We start from the raw sequence: 11,767 nt of genomic DNA on the forward strand, positions 1-11,767 counted from the left end.
TTTTTAAATATTTACAAATTTACCAACACAATACACTCCTTTTACAAGCGCTACAAGAACTTCACCGCTAATTTTACCTCATCAAAAAAATTAATGTTATGAAAAAGTTCATCTTACTGGTTGCTCTATCAAGCACTTTCATTATGTGTAAAAAAGGAGAAGCTGCTACGTCGTCTCAATTTGAAAAAGCAGTGAATTCTGCAGACAGCGCTGCAACCGTTGCGTCCGAAACTATTAATTCGGTTAATCATTCTGCCAATGCTGTTTTAGATTCCGCCAATGTTAAAATAAAAGAATTTGAAGACACCAAAAACGGAATGAAAGATAAAATAGAGGCTACTTCAAAAATGGTCGATTCTTTATCTGATAAAATTACCGCTACAAAATTGGAATCAAAAATTGAAAAGAAAGATTCTCTCCAAAAAAAATCTGAAAAAATTGTGGTGAACGTTCCAGCCCCGAAAGTCATTAAGGAAACCAAAATCATTTATAAAGACAAACCAAAAACTGAAAATTATGAACTCAATGTTCCTAAGAATAAAATGGTAAAAACAGGAACCTTAGAACTTACCGTAAACGATGCCGAAACCGCAAAAGAAATTGTAAAAGAAGAAGTAAAAAAATACGACGGTTTCATAAGAAGTGAAAACATATCCTTAAATAATGAAAACAAAATAGCTTATTTAAAAGTAAAAGTTCCGATTCAGAAGTTTGAATATTTAATGGATGAATTAAGCAATAATAACATCGGAAAAGTTGAAAATAAAACCATTGAGGTTTCCGGACAGGATCTTGCACAAAATACCCTATGCGAATTAAATATAACCCTCTATGGAAATAAAGATACTTACATCGAAAATGAAGATTCCGAATCTTTCGGAGGTAAATCTTTAGCCGCCATTTCTTCAGGTTGGAATGTCATTACTTCTATTTTCCTTTTTATCCTTCCGTTATGGCCTTTACTTTTAATTGCAGGAATTGGATATTATTTTTATAAAAAGAAAAACAAAAATCTTCCAAATAACGATTCTAATTAAATTGAACCTGTTTAAACTAATTAAAAATTTAACCGCAAAATCAAAAGCTATCGTTGATTTATTAAGGATTGGTTATTGAGAAAGCAAAAGTCTACAAAAGAATAATATTTCGACTCCACTCAATATGCAAAGATTTTTAAAAACTTATGTGCTCTTATTTGTAGCTTAATGCTCAACTTAAAGTCACTAATGTGTTAATCTTTTGTCACTTTTGCGGTTAAAATAAAAGTTTAAACAAGTTGATTATTTAAATCCATCCTCGTGATGGATTTTTATTTTAATAATATTTTAATGAAAATTATACGCAATACATAATAACTTATTTCTAACTTTATTGTAGAAATAATGACCAATGAGCAAAGAACTTCCCAACTTTAAATATGAATTAGAGAAAAAAGAACCTCGCCTTGGACCTGGCGGAATTACAAGAGGTGTTTCTGTAAAGGAATTTGAAGCTTCGCAAAATCTGGCAGGAGTAAGTATGCATTTGGAACCCGGAGCCATCCGTGAGCTTCATTGGCATGCCAACGCCGCAGAATGGGGCTATGTTTTGGAAGGAAGAATGAGAACTACCGTTATTGATCCTGAAGGGAATGTTTCTATAGACACTTTTAATCCCGGTGACGTCTGGTATTTCCCAAGAGGGTTTGGGCATGTTTTGCAATGTATCAGCAGTGAAGCCTGTCATTTTATTCTTTTCAATTTTGATTTTATTCTCATATTTGATAATGGTGATTTTTCAGAAGATCATACGTTCAGTATTACCGATTTTATTTCCAGTGTTCCTGTAGAAATTGCAGCACAAAATTTAGGAATAACTGAAGAAGAGGTTAAAAAATTATATCAAGGGGAAGCTTATTTTGCACAATGTAAACTTCCTGATATTCATTCCGGATTGGCGTCGCCCAGAGCTGAGATTTCGTTAGTTTCTAAGCACCGCTACCCTCTTGGAGCTCAACAGCCGGTGGTAGTTCCTGGTGGAGGTTTGCAGAAAGTGGTTACTCAAAAAGAATTTGATATTGCCAAAACCATCACCGGAAGCATTTTTGAGATAGAACCTGGTGGATTACGAGAAATGCACTGGCATCCTAACGCAGACGAATGGCAATATTACATTCAGGGAAAAGCTGAAATGGGCGTTTTCTTGGCGGAAGGACAATTTGTAAAAGATGAGTTTAATAAAGGTGATGTTGGCTATGTTCCCATGGGAGCCGGACATTATATTAAAAATATAGGTACAGAAAAATTAATTGTCTTGCTTGGATTTAATAATGGTTTATATGAAGCCATTGATCTAAGCAGCTGGATCAGTGGAAATCCTAAGGATATTTTGAAAGGTAATTTTGGCGTTGGTGATGAAATTATTGATCAATTTCCAACTTCAGATAAGTTTATCATTACATAATATATACTAAGTCTTTATTAAAACCGTTAACCATTAAATGAAGCAAAGGTTTTAAATATAAGCCTGTTTAAATTATTTACAAAATTTAACCGCAAAAGGCACAAAATCTATTATTGAATCATTTAATAAAGTTGAGCTATTTGAAAACAATGCTTACAAAAGAATAAATTAAGTAAAATACATAGAGGTGAGTTCGTTTTTCGGAATGACTAAAAGCTCTAAAAAGTATTCAAAAATATTGTATTAAAGTTATGTGATTAGTGAAAGTAAAAGGCTCCCAAATTGAGAGCCTTTTGCTATTATTTCATATTCACTATTTTGTCTACAACATAGGTTGTATTTCCTCTCCATGGCAGAGCCCCGTTGTACTCTTTATAATGAAGATCAAAAGATTTCCCGCTGTTTAGCTCCAGTTGTTTAAAAACTTCCGGATCTGAGACAGAAAACTCAAATTCATAACTTGTAATACTTCCCGCTTTACCTCTTCCGAAACCTTCCTGAATTAATTTGCCTTCATAGGTTTTGAAAACATAACCTTTTTTAATGGCATAATTCAGATAACCGGATTTTACTCCTTCTCCGAAAACAAAGAAATATTTATACCAGATAAATACTCCTAACAACAGTAAAACAACGCCGAGGGTGATCCAAAAAGATTTTTTCATAGTGATATCGTGTGTTTGTTAAGGTTTTATTTTGCAATACTTCTCGAAATCACAATTCTTTGGATTTCAGAAGTTCCTTCATAAATCTGAGTGATTTTCGCATCACGCATCATTCTTTCAACATGGTATTCTTTTACGTAACCGTATCCACCGTGGATCTGTACTGCTTCAATAGTAGTATCCATCGCCACTTGAGAAGAGTATAGTTTTGCCATCGCTCCACTTTCAGAGATGTCTTTACCAGCGTCTTTTTCTACAGCCGCTTTATAACAAAGCATTCTTGCTGCTGTGATCTGAGTCGCCATATCAGCTAATTTGAAAGCAATTGCCTGGTGGTTGATGATTTCAGTTTTGAAAGCTTTTCTTGTTTTAGCATATTTAAGTGCCAATTCGTAAGCTCCGGAAGCAATTCCTAACGCCTGAGAAGCAATACCAATTCTACCTCCGTTCAATACAGCCATAGCAAAATTGAATCCAAATCCGTCTTCACCAATTCTGTTTTCCTTCGGTACTTTTACGTTATTAAAGATCAAAGAATGGGTATCACTTCCTCTGATTCCTAATTTGTCTTCTTTTGCTCCGATCTCGAAACCTTCCCAACCTCTTTCTACGATAAATGCGTTGATACCTTTATGTTTTTTCTCAGGGTCTGTTTGTGCAATTACAATATAGTAAGATGCAGTTCCTCCGTTGGTGATCCAGTTTTTGATCCCATTCAAAAGATAATAGTCTCCTTTGTCTTCTGCTGTCGTTTTCTGAGAAGTAGCATCAGAACCCGCCTCAGGCTCAGATAAAGCGAAAGCACCAATCACTTTACCACTTGCTAATGGCGTAAGATATTTAACTTTCTGCTCTTCAGACGCAAATTTTTCAAGACCTGCACAAACTAATGAATTGTTTACAGACATTACAACAGCTGCAGAAGCATCGATTTTTGCGATCTCCTCCATTGCTAAAACGTAAGAGACACTGTCCATACCTGCTCCACCGTATTTAGGGTCCACCATCATTCCTAAAAGCCCCATTTCTCCCATTTTCTTCACCTGCTCTGTAGGAAACTTCTGCTCTCTGTCTCTCTCGATAACTTCAGGTAAAAGTTCTGTTTGCGCAAAATCTCTTGCAGCCTGCTGAATCATCAGCTGTTCTTCTGATAAATTAAAGTCCATAAAAATTTAATAATTAGATAGTCGTAAATTTACACTTTTTAACGAAATCTGGAAATAGTATTACAAATTAGGGGTTCGTTGAAGAATTATGATTCTTAAATATTCATAATATCTCGTTTTACCATGAATAATTCAATATATTATGGCATACATTTTATTAATTTATAACTTCTTGTTTCTAATTTCTGTAATTAAAAAAAATGCTTATATTTAGAATTCTTTATAAAATTTATAAAAAATCATGACGATCAAAAGATTATTTGATATACCTCACTACGCTTTAGAAAAATTTCCTAAGGCTGATATGTTTGTGACGAAATATCATGGAGAATGGAAAAAAACTTCTACACAGGAGTTTATCAATGAAGGAAATAAGATATCAAGAGGACTTTTAAAGCTGGGTATAAAGCCTGGAGATAAAATCGCTTTGATCACCACCAATTCCCGCACAGAATGGGCAATCATGGACCTTGGGCTTTCCCAGATCGGAGTAGTTTCCGTACCTGTTTACCCAAGTATTTCCCCTGAAGATTATGAATTTATCTTCACCAATGCTGAAATACAATACTGCTTTGTTTCCGATAAAGATCTATTGGCCAAAGTAATGAAAGTGAAACATAATATTCCTTCATTACAGGGTATTTTTACTTTTGATAAGATAAGTGGCGCTGCCAATTGGAGAGAAATTTTGGATCTTGGAGAAGACGATTCTACCCAAATTGAGATTGAAGAGCTTTCCAATGCCATTAATCCGGAAGATCTTGCTACTATTATTTATACTTCAGGAACCACAGGAAGACCTAAAGGTGTATTATTAACCCATCATAATATTGTTTCTAATGTATTGGGTTCAATCCCAAGAATTCCTAAGAAAAAAAGCTTAGATTATAAAGATACGAGAGTACTGAGCTTTTTACCGATCTGCCATATTTTTGAAAGAATGCTTTTCTATCTCTTCCAATATAATGGGTTTTCTATCTATTTCGCCGAAAGCATCGATAAGATGGGCGAAAACGTAAAAGAAATAAAGCCTCACTACATGAGCGTGGTCCCAAGATTGGTAGAAAAAGTTTACGATAAAATTTACAATACAGGTTCTTCTGCAGGTGGATTGAAATCAAAAATCTTCTTCTGGGCCTTACATTTAATTCAGAAAAAGAAAGAAATTTCAAGACCATCGGGATTACAGGAAATCATTGCAGACAAGCTCGTCTTTAAAAAGTGGAGAGAAGGTCTAGGAGGCGAAATTATCACGTTAGTTTCAGGTTCTGCGGCTTTGTCTACAAGATTGAATTTAATGTTCCAAAACGCCGGTATTCCTATCTTGGAAGGTTATGGCTTAACAGAAACTTCTCCTGTAATTTCTGTGAACAGTTTTGATAAAATGAAAATAGGAACGGTTGGATTACCTTTGGATAATCTTACCGTGAAAATTCAGGCAGATGGAGAAATTACCGTAAAGGGACCGTCCATTTTTAAAGGGTATTTTAAAAATGACGAAATGACCAAAGAGGTCTTCACAGATGACGGATATTTCAAAACTGGAGATATTGGACATATCGACAGCGAAGGATTTTTACAGATCACTGACCGTAAGAAGGAAATGTTTAAAACATCAGGTGGAAAATACATTGCTCCACAAACGATTGAAAATTTAGCCAAAGCTTCAAAATTTATCGAACAGATTATGGTGGTGGGTGATGGTGAAAAAATGCCTTGCGCATTCGTTCAGCCAGATTTTGAATTTGCAAAAAGCTGGGCCATGAGAAACAATCTAAGCATTGGCTCTACTCCTCAGGAAATTGCAAAAAGCCCTGAATTAAAAGATCGAATAGAAAAAGAAATCGAAGGAATCAACGAACATCTTGGAAACTGGGAGAAGATTAAAAAAATTGAATTAACTCCCGAAGTCTGGAGCATTGATGCCGGACTCCTTACTCCGACTTTAAAGCTAAAAAGAAAAGCCATAAAAGAGAAGTTTTTAGATTTGTATAATAAGATGTACGAACATCACGAATAAAACAGAAACCGTTTCAATTGAAACGGTTTTTTTATTTCATATTACCTGATAGAAGTTTAATTAAATTCTGATCAAAAAATATTTTAATAATGCATATCCATTTTAAAACCTATTTTTTTTCTTAAATAATTTGAAATATAATATTTAAAAAACTCAATCTAATCAAACAGTTACAGTAAGTCTTTTTTCGTGAAAAATAAAAATAACATTTAAACAATTCATCACATTATCACCAAAATACTATATATATTAAAAAAATAAATTTACAGCATTTTTATAATATAATTAATTTAAAAAATTACTACGTTTGTAACAACACATATTTGCCTTTTTAAATATACAGAATAAATAGGGTTTTATAATATCATTGCTTAATTCAACCGCTATGGTCTTAAAAGCCGGATCATAAATTTTTCCTGCCTCTTTTCATATATTAAAAATAAGGTTTTATGCCTAACTTTTACTGGCCCCCTAAATTAGTATATCCACAAAATAAACAAAGATGATTTTTCCAAAAGCAAAAAAAATAGCAAAAGATCTTGACTGGTATAAAACAGAAAGCGGAGTATTTGGACTTTATAAAAGATACTTTTTCAACGTTTCAGACGCTAGTTTACTAAGTACCCCTCAATTTAAATTTGTTACAGTGACAACTGGCGGCTTAACAGAAGAACAAAAGACACAAATCAAAACAGAGTTAGCCACGAACAAAAAAAAACTAAAATTTACATCCTTTGAAATTACGGACAATAGCGTTTATTTTCAATTCACCGAAAACTTGATTTTTACTAAGCTCAAGACTATTTATTCTTTGTTCGACTTTTTGGTTGACCTTTTCAAAAAATTAAATATATCAGAGCAAAACAAATGTCACAACTGTGGAACACATCAGAATATTAACTATTATACCCTAAATGATACTGGCATATTACTTTGTAGCACTTGTTTCTACCAGGAAAATAACAGATTTCATGAAATTGAAAAAGAAAGAATTTCAAAAGAAAAAAATTATTTGACAGGGTTTTTAGGCTCAATTATTTTTTCTATTCCAGGAATTATACTTTGGATTTTATTTGCAGTATATTTAGGACGGATTGCTTCTGGAATGGCATTGGTTATCATATTTACAGAACTCTTAGGGTATGATTATTTTAAAGGACCACAGGGAAAATTGACAAAATATATTATTTTTATAACCAATATTATAAGCATAATTATTGCAAACATTATGACTGTAATTGCATTACTTGTAAAACAGGGCTTAACTATACATCATTCAATTTGGGAACTTCAAACAAACCAAGCAATAAAAGACCTATTTTATGAGAATATTATTATTTCTTTTATACTCGCTTCATTTGCTTGGATTTGGATATTGTTTATAAGAAAAGATGAAAAATTAATTATAAAACCTGCTGATAAATTATAGAAGCAAAACATAAGCATGAGTTATGAGCTCATTCACGAAAAGTAAAAAACAGGAGAATTTATCTCACGACCTAAACGGAGTCATTAACTTTTTTAGCAAGTAGTTCTTTATACTCCAAACGTATGAAGCCACAAATAGCCAAGCTTCCTCGAAAAGATTTCCTGCCACATTACATAACATGTTGTACTCTTTTTATTTTGGAATAGACGCCTTTATGTTTTAGATTGCCCAATGTAATCGAAATCAATTTTGCCTTTTCTCCGGTGGTAATTTCAAAATGTTGATTTAAAGAGACACTATTTATTTTTACGAGCCCTTTGAAAAATGCATTCGATATAATATTTTAGAATATACCCTCCGATTCCTAGAGGAATAAAAGATAAGCATAATAAGATGAAGGGCCCAAACCATAAATGCCAAAATCCTCCCCGTATTGCTTTTTGAGAATCTTTAACGTCATAATAAATGATTATATCACCAGACCATTCTTTACTATTACTGCTATAGTCTGAATCAAGTATATAAGATTTCCCCATATCATCATAATACTGAATCACTGGGGAATACATCTTTGTTTTGGTTTTTCTCTTTTTACTATCCTTACCATATGACCAACTTTCTTTATACTCTGTTATTATCCCAGTTGTTTTAACTCCGTTAGCCACTAAGTTTACATGCCTCACATATTTCTTAATACTATAATAAACCACATCTTCTTGTTTTAGAATTCGCAAGGCCATTTCACTCAGCAAAACATCATAGGCCTTTCAGTATTTTTTTAATTAGATTACAAAACAGACCATCATATTTTTTATGTTTTGGCTAAAACCGATTGGTTTTCTCTCTTTATTTAAACGGGCTAAAACCCGTTTCTATTGATAAGGACTCTAAAAACCATGTCAAGGTTTCCAATCTTGACATGGTTCTAAAAGAAAATAAACTAAATAACAGAAGGCTTTCTAGCAAAATACACCACAAGAAAGCAAATCAAACAAAAAACTATTGAAATGCAAGGGACGATATATAATTGAAACATTCCTGTAATAGCCATATCAGGAAAATCTTTTTCATAGTATATTTTTTGTCTTACAGCGCTATAAGATTTACTACTGGAATATTCACCTGAATTTACTTTGTAGGTATTTCCTTTCTTGTCTTGATATTCATAAATTGGTGCATATAGAAGTGTTTCTCTTCCTGTATCTTTATCTTTTTTCAATTGTTCTTGAAAATCAATTACAACTCCTTCAGCCGTTTCATAGGTAGTAATGACTTTAATACTTCTGTAGGTAAGGAATATACTGGAAAATAAAAGACTTATGCCTATTATAGAAAATAGTACTACAGTAAGTTTATCTTTATTCATCTTTTCTTCTTAGTTTTTAATAATATTCTATTTTTCGAGTGACTAAATATTCTTCTCCATCAGTGCATTGTGTTTTTTCTATCCAATTACTATTATCATCATATTTATAAGAACACGTTATTTCGATTTTATTATTTCCGAATGTATTAGTTAATTTTATAGGATCATTATTTGAATTGTATGAATAGTATGTTATATTTGGATTAGCTTGTGATATTGTAGAAGTATACTTAATCACTTTTTCATTTTTATTATATTCGAAAGTCTTGATTTCAAACACTTTATTATCGGAGTCGATTATTTTTTTTTCCTTCAGATTTTGTTTATTATCAAACGTACTTATTGAGGTCTCTGCCAATTTAAATTCTTTTGTATCTTCATCATATTCATACATTTTTCCTATTTGAGAGTTATTATCATATTCAATATTCATATATAAAGAACTGTTCTTTTTGAATACCTCCTTCCCGTTTTCAAAACTTCTGACAATCTTCTTTTCTAGCTTATGGGCCTCATTGAACTGATTCTCCATTTCTTGATACTTTTCGCCTGAGCTTTCTCTGAATTTTTCCATACCTACCAAGAGAGTATCTTTGTAGTGATATCTTTCAATAATTCTCCTCTCGTCCTTTTGAGTACTATAATCCCATATTAAAACACCTTTTTCTTGTAATTGCCCTTTATGGTTAAAGGTGCTAAATTCTCCATAATTAATATCCCTGCGTTTAAACAATTTATTATTTCTATTAAATTCATAACTGATTATTTCCTCTGATTTAATTGTTCTTTTCTTATCTTGTCCTTTGTAGATTTGCAATAATAGAATCAAGAATATTAATTTTAATAACCTCATTATCTTATAATTTCTAATTTATCTGAACCTTTCGGTTTGTGTAGGTAAAAAGTGTGCGCTTTCGGCATCATGCTTTTTGCTGATTTTGAGATCAGGGGCGAATATCCAAAAGTGAGCATGTCTGTGCAAACAAGCATAACGACTTTTCCGTCTCCGAAAAACTTAAGTTCTGCATTTTTACAAGGATAAATAAAGCTTCTTTTTTCATTAGCATATTCCGTCATATTTTTGGTGATCTGAGGGAGCGCATTTTTATCCCAAGGCGTAGAAGCTGCTTCTTCATAAATACTATTTTGAAGCATTGAAACATATTTAGACTGATTCCCCGATTCCAACGTCTTTTTAAAATCTTCATAAAAAGCATCCACTTCTTTTCTGATATTAGGATCATTTTTAAGGTTTTGACTTTCGCCCCAGCCTTTTATTTTCCAAGTGATATCCTTAGGATCTACTTCAAATGAAGTTTTATATTCTGCGTAAGCAACAGGTTTTTCTATTTTTGGGGTTTGGTAGGTTAAAAGTTCCCATTGTACTTTTTCTCCTTTAGCTCTTTTATTCCATCCAAGCATAGGATCTGAACTGCCAATTATTTTCCCAATTGTTATTTTAACAAAAGAATCGAGTGTAAGGGATGAAGAAAATGTATTTTCATCTTTCTTTGAAGGAAACATCCTGATCATTACCTCTTGTTTTCCAGGCTTTAGTATGTATTGATTTATATCTACTGTAAGTCCAGATCTTTCTCCTAATCCAAAGTGAATCATGACCGGCATATCATTGACTAATATTTCATATGAACATTCAGCATGTTGATATTTTAGCTCAAATAACATTCCTTCTTTTTGGTATTGTATTTCTTTCATTTCACTTTTGTTCTGCGCACAACTATGAAATGAAAGGGCCACCAATAAAAATAGAAAATACAGTCTCATTATCTTATAATTTCAAGCTTATCCGAACCTTTCGGTTTATGTAGGTAAAAAGTGTGTGCTTTTGGCATCATGCTTTTTGCTGATTTTGAGATCAGGGGGGAATATCCAAAAGTGAGCATGTCTGTGCAAACAAGCGTAACGACTTTTCCCTCTCCGAAAAACTTAAGCTCTGCATTTTTACAAGGATAAATAAAGCTCCTTTTTTCATTGGCATAGTCCGTCATATTTTTGGTGATCTGAGGGAGCGCATTTTTATCCCAAGGAGTGGAAGCTGCTTCTTCATAAATACTGTTTTGAAGCATTGAAACATATTTGGACTGATTGCCCGATTCCAACGTCTTTTTAAAATCTTCATAAAAAGCATCTACTTCTTTTCTGATATTAGGATCGTTTTTAAGATTTTGGCTGTCTGCCCAACCTGTTATTTTCCAAGTTATATCTTTAGGATCTACTTCAAATGAAGTTTTATATTCTGCATAAGCAACAGGTTTTTCTATTTTGGGTGTTTGGTAGTCTAGAACATCCCATTGATATTTTTCTCCTTTAGCAATTGCATCCCAACCATCCATAGGATTGGAACTAAGAGATACTTTATCTAACGTTATTTTAACAAAAGAATTAGCTGTAAGTGATAAAGAAAATGTATTTTCATCGTTTTTTGATGGAAACATTCTGATTGTTATATTTTGTTTCCCAGGCTTTAGTATATATTGGTTTATATCTACTGTTAGGCCTGATCTTTCCCCTAATCCAAAATGAATCATGACCGGCATATCATTCACTAAGATTTCATATGAACAATCAGAATGCTCATATTCTAGGTTAAATTTCATTCCTTCTTTTTGATATTGTATTTCTTTCATTTCTTTTTTATTATCATTTTTGTTTTGGGCA

At 32.6% G+C, this 11,767-nt stretch carries 11 protein-coding genes; 4 read left to right on the forward strand and 7 right to left on the reverse strand.

Translation table 11 applies throughout. The features are described from left to right. Window positions 1-98 precede the first annotated feature (98 nt). Window positions 99-1,037, forward strand: coding sequence for a DUF4349 domain-containing protein (locus tag AMQ68_RS07715; RefSeq protein ID WP_054510079.1), 939 nt, complete (start codon window positions 99-101; stop codon window positions 1,035-1,037). Window positions 1,038-1,389: 352 nt separating this feature from the next. Further along, window positions 1,390-2,442, forward strand: coding sequence for a cupin domain-containing protein (locus AMQ68_RS07720; protein WP_054510080.1), 1,053 nt, complete (start codon window positions 1,390-1,392; stop codon window positions 2,440-2,442). Between the two features lie 299 nt (window positions 2,443-2,741). Here the strand turns inward: AMQ68_RS07720 and AMQ68_RS07725 are convergent, their stop codons facing one another. Together AMQ68_RS07725 and AMQ68_RS07730 are read right to left on the reverse strand one after the other, a co-directional pair. Beyond that, window positions 2,742-3,107, reverse strand: a complete 366-nt coding sequence (locus AMQ68_RS07725) for a hypothetical protein (protein WP_054510081.1) — start codon at window positions 3,105-3,107, stop codon at window positions 2,742-2,744. 26 nt (window positions 3,108-3,133) lie between these two features. After that, window positions 3,134-4,273 carry an acyl-CoA dehydrogenase gene (locus AMQ68_RS07730; RefSeq protein WP_054510082.1) on the reverse strand — a complete coding sequence of 380 codons (1,140 nt, stop codon included), beginning with the start codon at window positions 4,271-4,273 and terminating at the stop codon, window positions 3,134-3,136. 241 nt (window positions 4,274-4,514) lie between these two features. Between AMQ68_RS07730 and AMQ68_RS07735 the strand changes: the two genes are divergently transcribed. Further along, window positions 4,515-6,293, forward strand: coding sequence for a long-chain fatty acid--CoA ligase (locus tag AMQ68_RS07735; protein WP_054510083.1), 1,779 nt, complete (start codon window positions 4,515-4,517; stop codon window positions 6,291-6,293). Window positions 6,294-6,795: 502 nt separating this feature from the next. Further along, the gene (locus AMQ68_RS07740) at window positions 6,796-7,722 is read left to right on the forward strand and encodes a hypothetical protein (RefSeq protein WP_054510084.1); all 927 of its coding nucleotides are present in this window, start codon (window positions 6,796-6,798) and stop codon (window positions 7,720-7,722) included. A gap of 296 nt (window positions 7,723-8,018) precedes the next feature. Here the strand turns inward: AMQ68_RS07740 and AMQ68_RS07745 are convergent, their stop codons facing one another. The 5 genes from AMQ68_RS07745 to AMQ68_RS07765 form a co-directional block, all read right to left on the reverse strand. After that, window positions 8,019-8,462 carry a DUF3592 domain-containing protein gene (locus AMQ68_RS07745; protein ID WP_054510085.1) on the reverse strand — a complete coding sequence of 148 codons (444 nt, stop codon included), beginning with the start codon at window positions 8,460-8,462 and terminating at the stop codon, window positions 8,019-8,021. A gap of 200 nt (window positions 8,463-8,662) precedes the next feature. Beyond that, window positions 8,663-9,088: a DUF3592 domain-containing protein gene (locus AMQ68_RS07750; RefSeq protein WP_054510086.1), complete on the reverse strand. Its 426-nt coding sequence runs from the start codon at window positions 9,086-9,088 to the stop codon at window positions 8,663-8,665. A gap of 16 nt (window positions 9,089-9,104) precedes the next feature. Continuing rightward, window positions 9,105-9,941, reverse strand: coding sequence for a hypothetical protein (locus tag AMQ68_RS07755; protein ID WP_054510087.1), 837 nt, complete (start codon window positions 9,939-9,941; stop codon window positions 9,105-9,107). Continuing rightward, a complete protein-coding gene (locus tag AMQ68_RS07760) occupies window positions 9,941-10,804 on the reverse strand; it encodes a hypothetical protein (RefSeq protein WP_123905645.1) in 864 nt (287 codons plus the stop codon). Before AMQ68_RS07760 ends, AMQ68_RS07755 begins: the two co-directional genes overlap by 1 nt. A 68-nt stretch (window positions 10,805-10,872) precedes the next feature. Further along, on the reverse strand, window positions 10,873-11,736 hold the full coding sequence (locus AMQ68_RS07765; protein WP_123905646.1) for a hypothetical protein: 864 nt from the start codon (window positions 11,734-11,736) through the stop codon (window positions 10,873-10,875). Window positions 11,737-11,767: the final 31 nt, after the last annotated feature.

The organism is Chryseobacterium sp. ERMR1:04, from assembly GCF_001297705.1.
GTDB lineage: Bacteria > Bacteroidota > Bacteroidia > Flavobacteriales > Weeksellaceae > Chryseobacterium.

Coding starts and splice junctions, on each gene's coding strand:
- AMQ68_RS07740 (WP_054510084.1), top strand. CDS start 6,796: ATGATTTTTCCAAAAGCAAAAAAAATAGCAAAAGATCTTGACTGGTAT.
- AMQ68_RS07730 (WP_054510082.1), bottom strand. CDS start 4,273: ATGGACTTTAATTTATCAGAAGAACAGCTGATGATTCAGCAGGCTGCA.
- AMQ68_RS07715 (WP_054510079.1), top strand. CDS start 99: ATGAAAAAGTTCATCTTACTGGTTGCTCTATCAAGCACTTTCATTATG.
- AMQ68_RS07765 (WP_123905646.1), bottom strand. CDS start 11,736: ATGAAAGAAATACAATATCAAAAAGAAGGAATGAAATTTAACCTAGAA.
- AMQ68_RS07750 (WP_054510086.1), bottom strand. CDS start 9,088: ATGAATAAAGATAAACTTACTGTAGTACTATTTTCTATAATAGGCATA.
- AMQ68_RS07760 (WP_123905645.1), bottom strand. CDS start 10,804: ATGAAAGAAATACAATACCAAAAAGAAGGAATGTTATTTGAGCTAAAA.
- AMQ68_RS07745 (WP_054510085.1), bottom strand. CDS start 8,462: ATGGCCTTGCGAATTCTAAAACAAGAAGATGTGGTTTATTATAGTATT.
- AMQ68_RS07720 (WP_054510080.1), top strand. CDS start 1,390: ATGAGCAAAGAACTTCCCAACTTTAAATATGAATTAGAGAAAAAAGAA.
- AMQ68_RS07755 (WP_054510087.1), bottom strand. CDS start 9,941: ATGAGGTTATTAAAATTAATATTCTTGATTCTATTATTGCAAATCTAC.
- AMQ68_RS07725 (WP_054510081.1), bottom strand. CDS start 3,107: ATGAAAAAATCTTTTTGGATCACCCTCGGCGTTGTTTTACTGTTGTTA.
- AMQ68_RS07735 (WP_054510083.1), top strand. CDS start 4,515: ATGACGATCAAAAGATTATTTGATATACCTCACTACGCTTTAGAAAAA.